Source organism: Stenotrophomonas sp. GL_111, from assembly GCF_057835245.1.
This window is the reverse complement of the sequence record NZ_CM174421.1, coordinates 703,999-720,031: the sequence shown is the minus strand read 5'-3', so window position 1 is coordinate 720,031 and position 16,033 is coordinate 703,999. Positions and strand designations below refer to the sequence as shown.

The window sequence follows — 16,033 nt, the reverse complement described above, 5'->3', positions numbered from 1 at the left end:
GAAGGCGCCAGGTCAGCCTTTTTTCTTCTTGGCCAACGCGATCGCATCACCCAGCAGTTGCAGTTGTTCGGTGCTGGAGGGCAGCTCGCGTTCGAGCTTTTCAATCTCCTCGCGGAAATCGGCGACATCCTCGAAGCTGCGGTACACCGAGGCGAACCGTACGTAGCCGACATGGTCGAGCTTGCGCAGTTCGTTCATGACGAACTCGCCGACCTTGATGGAGGGCACTTCGCGCTCGCCGCAGATGCGCAGCTGCTGCATCACCGCGCGCACCGCCAGTTCAATCTTGTCTTCGGGCACCGGGCGCTTCTGCAGCGCGCGGTCGAAGCCGGCGCGGACCTTGCGTGAATCGAAGGCCTCGCGGCTACCGTCGCTCTTGACGATCGCCGGCAGCTTCAACTCAATGGTTTCCAGCGTACTGAAGCGTTCGTTGCAGGCCTCACACTCGCGCCGACGCCGAATCGTCGCACCGTCTTCAGAGACGCGCGAGTCGATCACACGGGTATCGGCATGCTGGCAGAACGGACAGTACATGGAACGCCTTGCATCAGGAAAACGTCATGCCGTGGTTACGGCAGCGTCGCAACGGTACCTGAGAAGGGGCAAACCAGCAAATCACCAGCGCCTAGGCGTCACGTAGATGGCGGAGGTGCCATGCCAGGCTGAGCCAAGGCGCTCCTGCAGCCAGGCACGGCAGGAGCGTGAACAGACCGTCGCCGGGGAACGCGATCCGCACCATCACCACGGCCGTGACCGCCTGGGCCGCCAATATCCACCACAGACCGGCCCACCAGGTCCCGACCACCGCAGCCAGCCCGGCAGCGCCCTGCCGCTGCCGGATGCTGGCCAATCGCCCGACAATGAACGGCGCGATGGCCGAAGCAAGGCCCCACACTGCCAACCCCAACACAAAGATTGCGGGGAGCGAACCGCCGTGCCCCACGGCAAACAACAGGATGAGCGCGCCAATGCCGCCTGCAACCACGCAGGGCAAGGTCACCAGGAAGAAGTGGAGGAAGAGCCATCGGCCGGCACGTTGATGCTCGCGATGCGGATCAACAACCTGCGGCGGGACATGCCTTGCGTTGGCGCTGCGGCGCATCGGAAACGGTCTTGGTGCGCCTTTGCAGGCCGACCTGCACAGACTGGGGTGGATACTTCGACGTAGCCATGCAACAAGTACGAAACAGACGCTGCCCCGATGCACTCGCGTCTAACGTTGCGCCCTGCGCAACCCCAGCAGATGCGCAGTGGGAACCAGCAGCGGCGGTCCAAACACCAGATAGCCGAGCACGCCCACGCCACTGCCGGCCATGAGGAAGCTGGACAACACCAGACCCAGTACGCCGAGCGCGGCGATCACGCCCAGCGCCAAACCGGCCCAGGCCCATGGCGAACTGCGGCGCAGGGCCACGCGGCCGCCACGCACGTAGACCACGCTCAACCACAGCCAGCCCAGCACGCCGCAAAGGCCGGCCAGGCTCCAGCACAGCAGGAAGAAACCTTCGCCGGTGCCCATGTAGTTGCCACGGGTGAAATAGGTCCACACCGCCATGCCGGCCAGGCCACCGCCGGCGACCAGCGCGGGCAGTCCGAACAGCAGAGCAAGCGTGAGATAGATGCGACGTTGGGTGCGGCCTTCCATGCGTGTTCCCCTGTGGGACATCAATCCGTCTGCGCAAACCCGGGCGGCTGCCGCCAGCGTTGCGGCCAGCGCAGGTAAGCCAGGGCCGCGCCGGGGATCACCAGCAGCAGGCCGGCCAACACCAGCGCCACCGTCTGCCGCCCGCCATCCTGCCAGAACCACAGCAGGTGCCCCAGGACGAACAGGCCCGTCAGCAGCCCCAGCACGTAACCGCTCCAGACCAGCGCGCCGGTCTGCAGCAGGGCCGGCCGGCCACGCCGCAGATATACCCAGCTCAGCCACACGAAGGCCACCGGGGCGGCACCGCCGGTCAGGCCGAAGCCGAGCAGCCACAGCCGTTGCGCAAGATCCATATAGCCGGGCCCGATCACCGTCATGGCGATGCCGAACAGGGCCAACCCGCCGCCCCCGACCAGGCCGGGGACGCCGAACACGAGGGCCAGGACCGCGTAGCATCGCTGCGCGCGGCCCTCGTTCATATCACCCGTAAACCGGGTACTTCGCGCACTGGGCGCTGACCGCATCACGCACGCGTGCGATCACGGCCTCGTCGGCCGGCGCGTCGAGCACGTCGGCGATCCAGTTGGCCAGGTCCACACAGTCCTGTTCGACATAACCACGGGTGGTGACGGCCGGGGTGCCCAGGCGCAGGCCCGAGGTCACGAACGGCGAGCGCGGATCGTTGGGCACCGCGTTCTTGTTGACGGTGATGTGGGCCTTGCCGAGCGCCGCTTCCGCATCCTTGCCCGAGACATCCTTGCCGATCATGTCGACCAGCATCAGGTGGTTCTGGGTGCCACCGGAGACGATCTTGTAGCCACGCGCGATCAGCGTGTTGGCCATCGCCTGGGCGTTCTTGACCACCTGCTGCTGGTAGACGGTGTAGGCCGGCTCCAGCGCTTCCTTGAAGGCCACGGCCTTGGCCGCGATGACGTGCATCAGCGGACCGCCCTGGATGCCCGGGAACACGATCGACTGCAGCTTCTTGACCAGGTCCTCTGCGGCACCCTTGGCAACGATGATGCCGCCGCGCGGACCGCGCAGGGTCTTGTGGGTGGTCGAGGTGACCACGTGGGCGTGCGGCAGCGGGCTCGGGTAGACACCGGCGGCGACCAGGCCGGCCACGTGGGCCATGTCCACGAACAGGTAGGCACCGACCTTGTCGGCGATGGCGCGGAAGCGCGCCCAGTCCACCACCTGCGAATAGGCCGAGAAACCGGCAACGACCATCTTCGGCTTGTGCTCGAGGGCCAGGCGCTCGACTTCGTCATAGTCGATCAGGCCGGCTTCGTTGACGCCGTACTGCACGGCGTTGAACAGCTTGCCCGACGCGTTGACCTTGGCCCCGTGGGTGAGGTGGCCGCCGTGTGCCAGCGACATGCCCAGGATGGTGTCGCCCGGCTGCAGCAGCGCGAAGTAAACCGCCTGGTTGGCCTGCGAACCGCTGTGCGGCTGCACGTTGGCGTAGTCGGCATCGAACAGCTGCTTGAGGCGGTCGATCGCCAGCTGCTCGGCGATGTCCACGTATTCGCAGCCACCGTAGTAGCGCTTGCCCGGATAGCCTTCGGCGTACTTGTTGGTCAGCTGGCTGCCCTGGGCCTCCATCACGGCCGGGCTGGCGTAGTTCTCGCTGGCGATCAGCTCGACGTGGTCTTCCTGGCGCTGGGCTTCGGCGGCGATGGCCTTGGCCAGTTCGGGATCGTAGGTTTCGATGCGGACGTCACGCGGGAACATCGGTTACTCCAGGCAGGCAGAGGGGGTACAGCGCGAGCTCTGGATTGTAGTCCCCGCAGGCGGGGCTGACCAATTGCGGGGGGTGTGCCACGCCATACGTGGCAGAACGGAGCCGCCAACGCGGAACGGCGCCCCGGAGGGCGCCGCTCATGGGGCCAGACCCGTGCACCGCCTTAGCGGTTATTGATCACGTAGTCGGCAATGATTCCGGTGGCGATGGCGACCAGCAGCAGGTTGCCGCGGTCATCGCGGATCCAGTGGTGGCCGTAGGGCGGGCGGCGCACTTCATAGCGGCTGTAGTCGTTGACCACATAGACCGGACCGCCGTAGTACTCGCGATAGCGATGGCCACGCGCCCAACCGTAGCCGTGCGCCGGCCGATAGACCACACGCGGCGGCGGTGGGCCGGGGCGGTAGTAGCCGCGGTTGTCGTAGTAGCGGCGGTCGTGACGGACCTCGCGGCGGTCGTCCCGCCAATCGCGGCGGTCATGCCGATAGTCGCGGCGGTCATCGCGGCGGTCATGCTTGTCATGCCCGCGCCCCCGATGGTCGTCATCGGCGAAGGCCGGTGCCACCATGCCCAGGGCGAGCAGCGAGGCCACGGTCCCGACCACAAATCGATTCATACGCATGATTGGCCTCGCCTGGTGGATTGATGGCTCCATCATGCGCAGTGCATCTGAACGGTCTCCGGCTGGAAACGGTTTCCAATTCAAGGGCCTTGACGGCCCGTTCAGGCCCCGGCAAGCCCCGCCCCTTGGGGCCTGCGGGCGGTTGTCATCGCTTCCGGCTATAATCAGGGGTATTCCTTATTCATCTGTTCCTGTTCCCAGCGGAACGGGCGCAGGCTTGCGCCTTTCGGAGACCTCATGTCCTCGCAATACATCTACACCATGAACCGCGTCAGCAAGGTGGTCCCGCCCAAGCGGCAGATCATCAAGGACATCTCGCTGTCGTTCTTCCCGGGTGCCAAGATCGGCCTGCTGGGCCTGAACGGCTCGGGCAAGTCGACGGTGCTGAAGATCATGGCCGGCGTGGACACCGACTTCGAGGGCGAAGCCCGCCCGCAGGCCGGCATCAAGGTCGGCTACCTGGCCCAGGAACCGGAGCTGGACCCGGCCAAGACCGTACGTGAAGCGGTCGAGGAAGGCGTGGGCGAAGTGCTGCAGGCCCAGGCCCAGCTGGACGCGGTGTACCTGGCCTATGCCGAGGAAGGCGCCGATTTCGACAAGCTGGCCAAGGAACAGGAGCGCCTGGAGGCGATCCTGGCCGCCGGCGATGCGCACACCCTGGAAAACCAGCTGGACGTGGCCGCCGATGCGCTGCGCCTGCCGCCGTGGGATGCCGTGGTCGGCACCCTGTCCGGTGGTGAAAAGCGCCGTGTCGCGCTGTGCCGCCTGCTGCTGCAGAAGCCGGACATGCTGCTGCTCGACGAACCGACCAACCATCTCGACGCCGAGTCGGTGGAATGGCTGGAACAGTTCCTGGCGCGCTACACCGGCACCGTGGTGGCCGTTACCCATGACCGCTACTTCCTGGACAACGCCGCCGAGTGGATCCTGGAACTGGATCGCGGCCGCGGCATTCCGTGGAAGGGCAACTACACCGACTGGCTGACCCAGAAGGACGACCGCCTGCGTCAGGAAGACAACCAGGAAAAGTCGCGCCAGAAGGCGATCCAGAAGGAACTGGAATGGTCGCGCCAGAATGCCAAGGGCGGCCGTACCAAGGGCAAGGCCCGTCTGGCCCGCCTGGAAGAACTGCAGTCGGTGGATTACCAGAAGCGCAACGAGACCAACGAAATCTTCATCCCGCCGGGCGAGCGCCTGGGCAATGCGGTGATGGAGTTCAAGAACGTCTCCAAGAAGTTCGGCGACCGTCTGCTGTTCGACGACCTGAACTTCCTGGTGCCCGGCGGCGCGATCGTGGGCATCATCGGCCCCAACGGTGCCGGTAAGTCGACCCTGTTCAAGATGATCACCGGCCAGGAAAAGCCCGACACCGGCGAGATCGTGGTGGGCCCGACCGTGCAGCTGTCCTACGTGGACCAGAGCCGCGACGCGCTGGAAGGCAACCACAACGTCTTCCAGGAAATCGCCGGCGGCCTGGACATCCTCAACATCAACGGTGTGGAGATCCAGTCGCGCGCCTACATCGGCCGCTTCAACTTCAAGGGCCAGGACCAGCAGAAGCTGGTGGGCTCGCTGTCCGGTGGTGAGCGTGGCCGCCTGCACATGGCCAAGACCCTGCTGCAGGGTGGCAACGTGCTGCTGCTCGATGAACCGTCCAACGATCTGGACATCGAAACCCTGCGTGCGCTGGAAGATGCGCTGCTGGAGTTCCCAGGCAACACGTTCGTGATTTCGCATGACCGCTGGTTCCTGGATCGCATCGCGACCCACATCCTGGCCTTCGAAGGCAACTCGCACGTGGAGTTCTTCCAGGGCAACTACCGCGAGTACGAAGAAGACAAGCGCCGCCGCATGGGCGACGACGCCGCGCCGAAGCGCCTGCGCTTCAAGGCGCTGAAGTAAGGAACCCAGAAAGGCCGCGCTCGCGCGGCCTTTCGCCTTTTGTAGGTCGCCACCGTTGGTGGTGACACGATGCGCTCGCTGCGCGGCCGTTTTGCATTTGGGTCAACGGCAACGCGTCATTGCTGCGGGGTGGGGAGGGCACCTGGCCCCCTCCCCCCACACATTACGTGAGCGGGTGGAATTTCCCCGGAGCACCGCGCGGCACCATGCTCTTTGTCGCCGGATCAGACGATCCCTTCGGGGGAGGCCGGCGGGCAGCCCCCGGAGGGACGCTCCAAAACAGGGATGTTTTGGAGCAGCCTACAAGGATGTACTTGCGGCGTGTCCCGGAGCGGGGCTGCCCGCCGGCCTCCCCAGCACGTAAAAACTGAAACGCCGCTGTTCAGCGCAAGAAATGAACAGCCATGATCGGACGCTTGCCATGACCCTGTTTGAACGCCTGTTCCAGTTGCAACAGCACGGCACGTCCGTGCGTACCGAACTGCTGGCCGGGCTGACCACCTTCCTGACGATGTCCTACATCGTGTTCGTCAACCCGGACATCCTGGCCACCACCGGCATGGACCCGGGCGCCGTGTTCGTGGCCACCTGCCTGGCCGCGGCACTGGGCTCGCTGGTGATGGCGTTCGCCGCCAACTTCCCGGTCGGCATGGCCCCGGGCATGGGCTTGAACGCGTTCTTCGCCTTCACCGTGGTCGGTGCCGCCGGGCTGCCGTGGCAGCAGGCATTGGCCGCCGTGTTCATCTCCGGCCTGGTATTCCTGGTGCTGTCGCTGACCGGCGTACGCGCCTGGCTGGTGGCGGGTATTCCGCCGTCGCTGCGCGCCTCGATCGTGGCCGGCATCGGCTTGTTCCTGGCGATCATCGCGCTGCAGAAATCCGAAGTGATCGTCGCCAACACCGACACCCTCGTCGCGCTCGGCCCGCTCAATACCGCGCCGCCGTTGCTGGCGCTGTCCGGGTTCCTGCTGATCGCGATCCTGGAAGCACGCCGCGTGCGTGGGGCGATCCTGATCGGCATCCTGGCCGTCACCGCTGCGGCCTGGCTGCTCGGCGACGTGCAGTTCCACGGCATCATTTCGCTGCCACCCACGCTGGCCCCCACCTTCCTGCAGCTGGATCTGCCCGGCCTGCTGCACCACGACGGTGGCGCGCCCATCGCCGTGCTGCTGCAGGTGGTGCTGGTGTTCGTACTGGTGGAAGTGTTCGATGCCACCGGCACGTTGTATGGCGTGGTCGGGCGTGCCGGGCTGTTGAAACTGCCGGGCGCACAGAAGCGCTTCGGCCGGGCACTGCTGGCCGACAGCACCGCGATCGTGGCCGGCTCGCTGCTGGGTACCAGCAGCACCACCGCCTTTGCTGAAAGCGCCTCCGGCGTGCAGGCCGGTGGCCGCACCGGGCTGACCGCGCTGGTGGTGGCCGCCCTGTTCCTGGCCGCGTTGTTGTTCTCGCCACTGGCCAAGATGGTGCCCGGCTATGCCACCGCCCCGGCGCTGCTGTTCGTGGCCGGGCTGATGCTGCGCGAGCTGGTCGACGTGGACTGGAGCGACCTGACCGAATCGGTGCCCGCCGCGCTGTGCGCACTGGCGATGCCGTTCACCTACTCCATCGCCAATGGCCTGGCGTTCGGCTTCATCGCCTATGCAGTGCTCAAGGCCGGTACCGGGCGCTGGCGCGAAGTGCACCCGGCGGTGTGGCTGGTGGCCGGGTTGTTCGTGCTGCGTTACGCGTTGGAGTGATCCGCCGCGGCCGCGTGGTTCACCTGTCGGCCACGCGGCTCTGGGATGATGGGGCATGACCCACACCTCCCCGCCCGCCCCGCTGCCCTCGCCCCTGCGCCGCCAACTGCTGCGTGCCGCGCTGCTGGCACCCGCGGTGGGCGCCCTGGTCGCCCTGCCCGGGTGTTCGGTGCCGGAGAAGATCGACGGCACGTTCCTGCAGCCCTGGCGCAGCCATCTGGACTGGGGCATGGCCGATTGGCAGCGCTCGCTGAAACTGGCCCAACGCCTGGGTTGCCGACAGTTGGTGCTGCAGTGGAGCGGCATCCACGGTGCACCGGACGGCGACTGGGAACTGTCTGAGAACAGCCTACGCATGCTGTTCACCGCGGCCGGTGAAGCCGGCGTCCGCGTGCGCGTCGGGCTGCCCTTCGAGCAGTCGTGGTGGAAGGCGATCAGTGGCGACGATGCGGCGCTGCAGGCATTCTTCGCCGACAGCCTCACGCGTGCCCAGGCCTGGCTGGCGCAGGCCCCGTGGCCGCGCCTGCAGGGCTTCGCCGGTTGGTACCTGCCGTATGAAATCGAGCAGTACCACTGGGCCGATCCGGCTCGCCAGCAATGGCTGGCGCAGTGGCTGCACGGCCTGCAGCAGGCCGCGCAGGCGCGCGGTGGCGACAGTGCGATTTCGACCTATTTCAGCCGCCTGTCCACCGAGGGCCGGCTCGATACGCTGTGGTCCACCCTGCTGGACAAGGTGACGCTGCGGCCGATGGTGCAGGACGGCGTGGGGGTGGCAGGCGCAGGCAACGTGCAGCACCTGCAGCCGCTGCTGGCGCTGCTGCAGCAGCGCGGCGTGGCCTTCGATGCGATCGTGGAACTGTTCCGCGAGCTGCCCGGCTCAGCCAGCGATGGCACGCGCTTCGAAGGCGAGACCGCCGACGTCGCGCGGATCCGCACCCAGCTGCAATGGGCCCACGACAGCGGCGCCGACAACGTGCTGGTGTACGCGCTGGACCCGTGGCTGTCGCAGGATACGCCGCAGGCCAAGGCGCTGCGGCGGCAGTGGGGCCTGTAACCGCGCCTGCGCCTACAGCGCGCGGCCGATGATGTCGCGCAGGATCTCGCTGGTGCCACCGAAGATGCGCAAGGCACGCGCATCGGCCCAGGCGCGGCCGATGCCGTATTCGCTGCTGTAACCGTAGCCGCCGTACAACTGCAGCAGGGCATCCAGTACCTGGCCCTGGATCTCGGTGGCGTTGAGCTTGGCCATCGCCGCGTGGTTGGGCTGCAACCTGCCCTGCATCTGCTGATCCAGGCACTGGTCCAGGAAACTGCGCAGCATCGCCAGCTGCGAGGCGGCACTGGCCAGGACGAAGCGGGTGTTCTGGTGGTCGATCAGGAACCGGCCGAAGGCCTTGCGCTGGCGCACGTAGGCCACCGTTTCCTGCAGCATGCCCTCGGCCGACGCCGCCGCGCGCAGGGCGATGGCCAGGCGTTCGGCGGCCAGTTGTTCGCCCAGGTAGTCAAACCCGCGCTGCTCTTCGCCGAGCAGGTGCGATACCGGCACCTGCACGTTGTCGAAGAACAGCTCGCTGGTGTCCTGTGCATGCTGGCCGATCTTGGCCATCGGCGCACCGCAGGTGACCCCGGGCAACGCGGTGTCCACGCAGAACAGGCTCAGCCCGCGCGCCCCCAGTTCCGGCGCGACGGTGGCCACCACTACCACCACGTCGGCATTGCTGCCGTTGGTGATCCAGGTCTTCTGGCCGTTCAGTACGTAGTGATCGCCCTGGCGCTCGGCGCGGGTGCGGATCGCCTTGAGGTCACTGCCGGCGCCGGGCTCGGTCATGGCGATGGCACCAATGGCCTCGCCACGCGCCATCGCCGGCAGCCACGCATCACGCAGCGCCGGGCTGCCGTACTGCATCAGGTACGGCGCGACCATGTCCGAGTGGATCGAGAAACCGATACCCAGGTAGTTGGCCCGCGCCAGCTCTTCGATCACGCAGGCGGCGTGCCCGTAGTCGCCACCCAGACCGTAGGGCTCGGGCAGCTGGCAGTTGAGCAGGCCGGCCGCGCCGGCGGCGCGCCACAGCGACCGCGGGGTGATGCCATCGCGCTCCCACTGTGCGTAGTGCGGTGCGATCTGGCTGTCGATGAAACGCCGCACCTGTTCGCGGAACAGGTGGTGGTCATCGCGGAAGACGGTGCGCTCCAGCATGTCTCAGCGACCCACCGGGTCGGTGCTGCTGAGCTGGCCCTGCAGCACCGGTGCAGCGGCGCTGCCGGTCAGGAACAGGCTGTAGTGGTCGCCGGGCTGCAGCGTGGGCAGCGCCAGCAGCGCGCTGGCCTTGCCCCCGCAATCGGCGACCAGGCGCGCCTTGACCGGGTTGATCGCGCGCGCGCTGCTGCTGCCGGCGGCCACGGCCGGGAACACCACCGGGCCCTTATCGGCCATGGCCAGGCGGCCCTGGGCACAGCTGCCGGCCAGGTTGTAGAAACGGATCTCGGCCTTCAACGCATCGCTGCTGCCACCGCCATCGGCGAGCACGGCCAGCGGCTTGGTCGGTGCTGCCGGGTCCAGCACCAGGGTGGTGAAGCTGCCGGCCGCTACCTGCGCCTGGTTGCGCGGCGTGCCGGCCACGCGCACCGCGAACGGCTTGCCGCCTTCCACGATCGCATAGCGGGTGGCGCGCGCCGCCGGGCCGATGCTCTGCTCGCTGCCGTTGGCAACGGCAACCTTGAGCGCCTTGGCGCCGGGATTGAGCACGCGCACGAAGGCCGAGCCGGCCGGCGGGCGGGCCGCGTACAGCTGCGCCAGGCGGCCTTCCGGTGCAGCCTGCTGGGCGCTCGCGGCCAGCGGCGAGAGCGCCAGCAGCAGCGCGGCCACGGGAATCAAAGGAGTTTTCATCGCGGGGTTTCCTGGCTGCGGAGCGTGCGCGCCAAGGCATAGCGCTGCTCCAGTTGTTTGCGATCGACCTTGTTGCTGGTGCCGGTGGGCAACGCATCCACGGCGATCAGTTCGGAGGGGATCATGTACGGCGGCACGCGCCGGCCGAGTTGTTCTTTCCAGTCCTGCAGCGACGCCGGCAACGGTTGCACGCTGCCCTGCCCCGGCTGCGACAGTTCGACGAAGCCGATCATCCGCACCAGGCTGCCATCGGGCCTGCGCAGCACCACCGCCGCACCGGCGACCACGCCGTCCAGGGTGGACAGCGACGCATCCACTTCGGCCAGTTCGATGCGGTAGCCGTTGAGCTTGATCTGGTCGTCCTTGCGGCCGCGGAAATAGACCCGGCCCTGTGCGTCGAGATCGCCCAGGTCACCACTGCGATACGCACGCTTGCCGTGATGCTCGAACAGCACGCCCACATCGAGGTCGGGACGGTCCAGGTAACCACGCATGACGTGGTCGCCGGCCATGCAGATTTCACCGTCGTCGAGGAACACCTCGGCATAGGGCTTGGCCACGCCGATCGGGAACGGGTTCGGCGCTGCGGCGCGCAGCTCCGCATCGATTTCCACCCAGGTGGTGGAACAGGTTGCTTCGGTCGGGCCGTAGGAATTGATGATGCGCGCCTGCGGGAAGCGCGCCCAGAGCTCTTCGGCTACGCGCGGGGTCAACGACTCGGCGCCGAACACGAACACACGCAGGCTCGGCAGGTGCTCGGCGTTGAAGCGCGGGTTGAGCATCTGCTGGCGCACGAACGAAGGCGTGGAGGCCCATACCGCCACATCGGACTGGCGCAGGTGTTCGACGAAGCGGTTGCTGTCGGCGATCACCTCGCGCGGGCACAGCACGCAGCAGCCGCCCAGGCCGAGCGCGCCGCACAGGTCGAACAGCGAGAAGTCGAAACTGAAAAGCATCTGGTTGAGGAACGCCGGGGCCTCGCCCAACGCCAGGCACTCGCGGATCCAGCCGGTGAACAGCGCGACGCTGTCGCGCCCGATCTGCACGCCCTTCGGATCGCCGGTGCTGCCCGAAGTGAACATGATGTAGGCCAGCCCCGGCACCGTCAGCGCTCGCGGCGCCTCGGCACCGGCGCTGAAGCCATCCGCCGCCGCGTCATACACCGCGCTGGCATGCACCAGGGTGGTGATGCGCTGCAGCCGGGCCGGTGGGTTGATGGTATCCACCGGCACATAGGTCACGCCCAGCTGCAGGCAGCCGAGCATGGCCACCACGAAGGCGGCCTGTTTGTGCCCGGAGATCACCAGCGCATGCCCCGGCTGCACGCCGGCGGCCTGCGCACGCGCGATCCACGCCTGGGTCGCGCGGTGCAGGCCGGCCCAGTCCAGCACGCCGTCGGCATCGTGCAGGGCAGGCGCGTGCGCGGCCTGCTCCAGCTCGATGAAACGGCAGTGGTCAAAATCGAATCGCATGTGCTCGGCTCCGCGGCGGGGGTGGGTCAGCGCTGGTGCGCGGCGACGTACTCGGCCAGCACCTGCACCGATTCGACCAGGGCATCGATCTCATCGACCGGCAGGGTCACGCCGAGGCGATCCTTGACCTCCACCATCAACTGCACCTTGGACATCGAGTCGAACAACGACTCCAGGTATTCGTCGGCCTGTACGCGGGTGCCGATCACCGCTTCGACGATATCGATCAACTGGGTCTGCAGCGCTTGGGTATCCATGCTTGTCACCTTGTTCAGAACTGGAAGTAGAGGAAACGCGATTCTTTGTGCAGGCTCAGCAGGCTCAGCCCCAGCATCAGCAGCATCACCAGCAGCCACTGCCAGTTCGGCTGCCAGCGCATCCACGCGCGCGGCGCCGGGCTCGGCTTGGACAGCGCGGGCGAGTACACGCCCATGATCTGGTGCGCGTTGGGGGCCAGCCAGACGATGGCCAGCAGCACGAGGATATAGGCCAGCTGGATGTGGTGCCCCACCAGCAGGCGCCAGCCATCGGCCAGCCCCAAGCCGGCGACATGGCCCAGGCTCTCCAGGCTTTCCCAGCCCCGCACGCCGGCCATGCCCTGCACCAGCTGCCAGGCATCGGCCACGCCATCGGCGCGGAAGAAGGCCTGGGCGAACAGCACCGCCACGAAGGTCAACAGCAGGTAGCCGACATGCTGCAGCCGGTTGACCTTGCGCAGCGCCACCGGCTTGCGCCCGCCGACGAACACGCGCCACGCATGGTTGATCGCGAGGTAGCCGGCATGCAGCAGGCCGAAGATCAGGAACTGCAGGCCGGCACCGTGCCAGATCCCGGCCAAGCCCATCGCCCACACCGTGGGCAGCACGATCATCGATAGGAAGCCACCGGCCGAGCCCACCGCGGCCGGCCCGGTCGCGCGGCCATGGCGGGTGCGCCAGCGGGTGACCGCCATCGCCACCGGGTAGTACAGGTAGGCGGTGATGTAGCGGGTGAGCGTCATGTGCCAGCGCGCCCAGAAGTCGATCACGCTGGTCGCCTTGTAGGGCGAGTTGAAGTTGAGCGGGAAGCGGATGCCGAACATGCGCGCCAGGCCCAGCGCCATGTCCGAGTACCCGGAGAAATCGAAGTACAACTGCAGCGCGTAGCTCAGCGCGGTGGCCCACGCGCCCCAGAACTGGACCTGGCCGGTCTCGGCGAAACCGGCGTCGGCGTACGGCGCAATGGTGTCGGCCAGCAGCACTTTCTTGGCCAGGCCGATCACGAACAGCATGCCGCCGATGGACAGGTTGTCGGCGTGGAAACGGTAGGTTTCGCGCTTGCTGAACTGCGGCATCATCTCCTTGTGGTGGAGGATCGGGCCGGCAATCAGGTGCGGGAAGAAGGTCACGAACAGCACGTAACTGAGCGGGCTGCGGTCATTGACCACCCCGGCGCGGCAATCGAGCAGGTAGCCGATCTGGGTGAAGGTGAAGAAGGAGATGCCCAGCGGCAGGATCAGCGCATCCATCGGGCCGACGTTGAAGCCCATCTCACCGACGAAATTCACCATCGCCGCGAAGTACTTGTAGTGCACCAGCAGCAACAGGTCCGCCGCCACACCCAACGCGGTGGCCAGCAGCTGCAGCTTGGGCCGTTTGGCCAGCGACAGGATGACCAGGCTGACCAGGTAGTTGAACACGATGGAGCCGGCCAGCAGCACCACGAACTGCGGGTTCCACCAGCCGTAGAACACGATGGAGGCCACGCACAGCCACAGCGCGGCCAGCCGCGGTTGCAGCGCGCCCAGCGCGTAATGCACGCCGAGTGCGATGGGCAGGAAGATCAGCAGGAACAGGAAGGAATTGAAAAGCATCGTCGGTAGGTGCTCAGTCGATCTCGGCCAGCGTGGCCTGTTCGCCGTCGGTCAACGGCAGCGACAGGGCCATCTCGGAAAACTCCCAGACCACGAGTTTCAGGCTGGGTGGCCATTGCGTGCGTTGCGGCCAGGTGGCGAGCAGCGCACCGGAGAACTGGCCGCCATCCAGGCTCTGGTTCCAGACCTCGCGCCCGAGTGCATCACCCAGGCGTTCGGCGAACAGGCTGCGGCGGCCATTGGAGCTGCCCAGCAGCAGCACTTCCACCGGCGGGGTCTCGTCAAGCAGGCCACCGCTGCGCAGCGGCGCGATCACCTGCTCCGGCTCACGGTCCAGCGCCGGCCGCCACGCCGGCGGTGCATGTTCCAGCCCGGCCAGGATGATCAGATCGCCCATGCGCGGCTTGGGCGCGCCAAGCGGGCCCACCTCGAAGTCTTGCGTTCCGCGCCCGCCCAGCAACGGCAGCGCCGAGGCGGCCACCGCATCGGCGGCACGCTGCGCACCGAGTCGATTCATGTGTACATCGGTGCGGAAGAACATCGGCGCGGGTTGGTCACGCAGCACCGGCAACAGATCGGTGGAGGCCACGCCGGCCGCCGCCAGTGCCTGCTGCCATTGGCCCAGGCGCGCGCGCATCGCGGCCGAATGACGCAGGTCGCAGGTGTGTGCCTGCTCGATCCGCGATTTGTCCGGCACCACCACCACCAGCAGCTGCACGCCCTGCGCCTTCAACTGCGCCGACCAGTGCTGCATCAGACGCGCGCGCTGGCCGAACACCGCCTCACCGGCACCGGGCGGGGGACGCAGGCCATCGCGGTAGAACAACCAGTCCGGGCAGCCCAGCGCAACCTGCGCACCGGTGTCGCCGAACAGGCGATAGCGCAGCGCCGCGCTGACCGTGTCGGCCTGCGCCTGCACCGGCAGTTTCAGGGCGGCGTTGATCGCGCGGCCGGCTTCGCCGTCGGCCCAACGCGCCGGCGCCAGCGCGGCGGCCGGCAGTTCGGCACGCCACAGCATCCAGCCACCGGATACCAGCCCGATCACCAGCAACAGCAGCACGGCCACGGTGGTGGGCACATGCGCACGGGCCGGCGCAGCCGGTGGCAGGGGCGCGGGTGCGCCAGGACGTGCACTCATCGGGTTACTGCCCCAGCGCCTTGGCCAGGCGTGCCTGCCATTGCTGCGGGGTCATGATCGAGGCGTTGTCCCACTGGCCCTGTGCCTGCGGGCCGAAGCCGTAGACCGGCTCGAACATCTGCCAGACCAGCACCTGCGGCGGGTTGTCGCGGAAGTCGGCCGATTCCAGGTATTCCAGCAGCACGATCCACGGGCCGACGTTGCCGGCCTTCCAGTTCACCGTGACCGGGCGGTCGATGGCGTTGGAGAGTTTCTGCGGGAAGCCGAAGTACGCCTGCACCATGCTGTGCCCGGTGACGTGCACCGGCGCCTTGCCGGTGTCGAGCAGGGACTGGTTTTCCGCGGCGCGGCGGACCACGAAGGTTTCGCGGCCGATGCTGGCGCGCTGCTCCGGCGGAAGGAACAGCTCGGCCAGGTCACCGTAGCGGCGCTCGCGTGTTTCCTTGCCCAGCGGCATGCCACTGCCCGGCTCACCCGCCAGGTTTGGCACCTCGCGCTTGATCCGCGCGGCCAGCGCATCGGCGGTGGCATCGGCCGCCACCTGGGTCCAGTGCTGATCGCTGCGGTAGAACACGTCGGCACCGGTCGCGCGCAGGTCGGCCAGCACCTTGCGTGCATCCAATGCCTCCACCCCGGTGGTACGCAGCGAACCGAGGATGGTGTCGTAGCGTTTTTCCACCGAGGCGCTCACCACCTTGCCTTCCGGCAGGCGGTCTTCATAGAAGATCACCTTGTCGGGCAGCACCAGCAGTTCCAGCTTGACCCCGCGTGCGGCGAGCTTGGCCTTGGCGTCGGCGATCAACTGCGAGGACGCATCCACGGCCTTGGTGTCCACCGCACTGAGGCTGCCCCAGGCGGGAAACAGCCAGCCGTCCTTGCCGACCAGCACGATGGCCGAGTCGTCCTGGCGGGCCGCGGCGGCGGCCGGTACCTGAGCCAGTGCAGGCGCACTGCAGGCCACGGCAGCGAGTGCGGCCAGCAGCGGCAGGCGGAAGCGCGACAGACGGCGCGGGCGGTGTGCGTGGATCAT

16 protein-coding genes are annotated in these 16,033 nt (G+C 67.3%); 3 read left to right on the top strand and 13 right to left on the bottom strand.

Annotated elements, in window-relative coordinates; translation table 11 throughout:
- Positions 1-12: 12 nt before the first annotated feature.
- From nrdR to AC3IPM_RS03145, 6 genes are all read right to left on the bottom strand, one after another.
- The gene (gene nrdR / locus AC3IPM_RS03170) at positions 13-534 is read right to left on the bottom strand and encodes a transcriptional regulator NrdR (protein WP_489302495.1); all 522 of its coding nucleotides are present in this window, start codon (positions 532-534) and stop codon (positions 13-15) included.
- Positions 535-625: 91 nt separating this feature from the next.
- Positions 626-1,102 carry a hypothetical protein gene (locus tag AC3IPM_RS03165; RefSeq protein ID WP_489302493.1) on the bottom strand — a complete coding sequence of 159 codons (477 nt, stop codon included), beginning with the start codon at positions 1,100-1,102 and terminating at the stop codon, positions 626-628.
- Positions 1,103-1,213: 111 nt separating this feature from the next.
- Positions 1,214-1,645: a hypothetical protein gene (locus tag AC3IPM_RS03160; protein WP_489302492.1), complete on the bottom strand. Its 432-nt coding sequence runs from the start codon at positions 1,643-1,645 to the stop codon at positions 1,214-1,216.
- A 20-nt stretch (positions 1,646-1,665) separates the two neighbouring features.
- Positions 1,666-2,124, bottom strand: a complete 459-nt coding sequence (locus AC3IPM_RS03155) for a hypothetical protein (RefSeq protein WP_489302490.1) — start codon at positions 2,122-2,124, stop codon at positions 1,666-1,668.
- A 1-nt stretch (position 2,125) separates the two neighbouring features.
- Positions 2,126-3,379, bottom strand: a complete 1,254-nt coding sequence (gene glyA, locus AC3IPM_RS03150; protein WP_489302489.1) for a serine hydroxymethyltransferase — start codon at positions 3,377-3,379, stop codon at positions 2,126-2,128.
- A 173-nt stretch (positions 3,380-3,552) separates the two neighbouring features.
- Positions 3,553-4,011 carry an RcnB family protein gene (locus AC3IPM_RS03145; RefSeq protein WP_489302488.1) on the bottom strand — a complete coding sequence of 153 codons (459 nt, stop codon included), beginning with the start codon at positions 4,009-4,011 and terminating at the stop codon, positions 3,553-3,555.
- A gap of 237 nt (positions 4,012-4,248) precedes the next feature.
- Between AC3IPM_RS03145 and ettA the strand changes: the two genes are divergently transcribed.
- The 3 genes from ettA (at position 4,249) to AC3IPM_RS03130 (ending at position 8,705) form a co-directional block, all read left to right on the top strand.
- Positions 4,249-5,913: an energy-dependent translational throttle protein EttA gene (gene ettA, locus AC3IPM_RS03140; RefSeq protein ID WP_489302487.1), complete on the top strand. Its 1,665-nt coding sequence runs from the start codon at positions 4,249-4,251 to the stop codon at positions 5,911-5,913.
- A 421-nt stretch (positions 5,914-6,334) separates the two neighbouring features.
- On the top strand, positions 6,335-7,651 hold the full coding sequence (locus AC3IPM_RS03135; protein ID WP_489302486.1) for an NCS2 family permease: 1,317 nt from the start codon (positions 6,335-6,337) through the stop codon (positions 7,649-7,651).
- A 55-nt stretch (positions 7,652-7,706) separates the two neighbouring features.
- Positions 7,707-8,705, top strand: coding sequence for a DUF4434 domain-containing protein (locus AC3IPM_RS03130; protein ID WP_489302485.1), 999 nt, complete (start codon positions 7,707-7,709; stop codon positions 8,703-8,705).
- Between the two features lie 12 nt (positions 8,706-8,717).
- On the opposite strand, the gene AC3IPM_RS03125 is transcribed toward AC3IPM_RS03130, so the two are convergent.
- Genes AC3IPM_RS03125 through AC3IPM_RS03095 form a run of 7 tightly spaced genes read right to left on the bottom strand, consistent with a single transcriptional unit; the run spans position 8,718 to position 16,033 of the window.
- Positions 8,718-9,851 (bottom strand): acyl-CoA dehydrogenase family protein, encoded by a 1,134-nt coding sequence (locus AC3IPM_RS03125; protein ID WP_489302484.1) that lies wholly within the window; start codon positions 9,849-9,851, stop codon positions 8,718-8,720.
- 3 nt (positions 9,852-9,854) lie between these two features.
- Positions 9,855-10,541 carry an alginate O-acetyltransferase AlgF gene (locus AC3IPM_RS03120; protein ID WP_489302483.1) on the bottom strand — a complete coding sequence of 229 codons (687 nt, stop codon included), beginning with the start codon at positions 10,539-10,541 and terminating at the stop codon, positions 9,855-9,857.
- Positions 10,538-12,013 carry an AMP-binding protein gene (locus AC3IPM_RS03115; protein WP_489302482.1) on the bottom strand — a complete coding sequence of 492 codons (1,476 nt, stop codon included), beginning with the start codon at positions 12,011-12,013 and terminating at the stop codon, positions 10,538-10,540. Before AC3IPM_RS03115 ends, AC3IPM_RS03120 begins: the two co-directional genes overlap by 4 nt.
- 26 nt (positions 12,014-12,039) lie before the next feature.
- The gene (locus tag AC3IPM_RS03110; protein ID WP_489302481.1) at positions 12,040-12,270 is read right to left on the bottom strand and encodes an acyl carrier protein; all 231 of its coding nucleotides are present in this window, start codon (positions 12,268-12,270) and stop codon (positions 12,040-12,042) included.
- A gap of 14 nt (positions 12,271-12,284) precedes the next feature.
- Positions 12,285-13,865 (bottom strand): MBOAT family O-acyltransferase, encoded by a 1,581-nt coding sequence (locus tag AC3IPM_RS03105; protein WP_489302480.1) that lies wholly within the window; start codon positions 13,863-13,865, stop codon positions 12,285-12,287.
- Positions 13,866-13,878: 13 nt separating this feature from the next.
- Positions 13,879-15,003, bottom strand: coding sequence for an alginate O-acetyltransferase AlgX-related protein (locus tag AC3IPM_RS03100; protein ID WP_489302479.1), 1,125 nt, complete (start codon positions 15,001-15,003; stop codon positions 13,879-13,881).
- Positions 15,004-15,007: 4 nt separating this feature from the next.
- Positions 15,008-16,033 carry an alginate O-acetyltransferase AlgX-related protein gene (locus AC3IPM_RS03095; protein ID WP_489302478.1) on the bottom strand — a complete coding sequence of 342 codons (1,026 nt, stop codon included), beginning with the start codon at positions 16,031-16,033 and terminating at the stop codon, positions 15,008-15,010.

What these genes read in the sequence shown, in the direction of transcription:
- AC3IPM_RS03155 (WP_489302490.1), bottom strand. Translation starts at nt 2,124, where the DNA reads ATGAACGAGGGCCGCGCGCAGCGATGCTACGCGGTCCTGGCCCTCGTG.
- glyA (WP_489302489.1), bottom strand. Translation starts at nt 3,379, where the DNA reads ATGTTCCCGCGTGACGTCCGCATCGAAACCTACGATCCCGAACTGGCC.
- AC3IPM_RS03145 (WP_489302488.1), bottom strand. Translation starts at nt 4,011, where the DNA reads ATGCGTATGAATCGATTTGTGGTCGGGACCGTGGCCTCGCTGCTCGCC.
- AC3IPM_RS03135 (WP_489302486.1), top strand. Translation starts at nt 6,335, where the DNA reads ATGACCCTGTTTGAACGCCTGTTCCAGTTGCAACAGCACGGCACGTCC.
- AC3IPM_RS03165 (WP_489302493.1), bottom strand. Translation starts at nt 1,102, where the DNA reads ATGCGCCGCAGCGCCAACGCAAGGCATGTCCCGCCGCAGGTTGTTGAT.
- AC3IPM_RS03130 (WP_489302485.1), top strand. Translation starts at nt 7,707, where the DNA reads ATGACCCACACCTCCCCGCCCGCCCCGCTGCCCTCGCCCCTGCGCCGC.
- AC3IPM_RS03125 (WP_489302484.1), bottom strand. Translation starts at nt 9,851, where the DNA reads ATGCTGGAGCGCACCGTCTTCCGCGATGACCACCACCTGTTCCGCGAA.
- AC3IPM_RS03100 (WP_489302479.1), bottom strand. Translation starts at nt 15,003, where the DNA reads ATGAGTGCACGTCCTGGCGCACCCGCGCCCCTGCCACCGGCTGCGCCG.
- nrdR (WP_489302495.1), bottom strand. Translation starts at nt 534, where the DNA reads ATGTACTGTCCGTTCTGCCAGCATGCCGATACCCGTGTGATCGACTCG.
- ettA (WP_489302487.1), top strand. Translation starts at nt 4,249, where the DNA reads ATGTCCTCGCAATACATCTACACCATGAACCGCGTCAGCAAGGTGGTC.
- AC3IPM_RS03160 (WP_489302492.1), bottom strand. Translation starts at nt 1,645, where the DNA reads ATGGAAGGCCGCACCCAACGTCGCATCTATCTCACGCTTGCTCTGCTG.
- AC3IPM_RS03110 (WP_489302481.1), bottom strand. Translation starts at nt 12,270, where the DNA reads ATGGATACCCAAGCGCTGCAGACCCAGTTGATCGATATCGTCGAAGCG.
- AC3IPM_RS03115 (WP_489302482.1), bottom strand. Translation starts at nt 12,013, where the DNA reads ATGCGATTCGATTTTGACCACTGCCGTTTCATCGAGCTGGAGCAGGCC.
- AC3IPM_RS03120 (WP_489302483.1), bottom strand. Translation starts at nt 10,541, where the DNA reads ATGAAAACTCCTTTGATTCCCGTGGCCGCGCTGCTGCTGGCGCTCTCG.
- AC3IPM_RS03105 (WP_489302480.1), bottom strand. Translation starts at nt 13,865, where the DNA reads ATGCTTTTCAATTCCTTCCTGTTCCTGCTGATCTTCCTGCCCATCGCA.
- AC3IPM_RS03095 (WP_489302478.1), bottom strand. Translation starts at nt 16,033, where the DNA reads ATGATCCACGCACACCGCCCGCGCCGTCTGTCGCGCTTCCGCCTGCCG.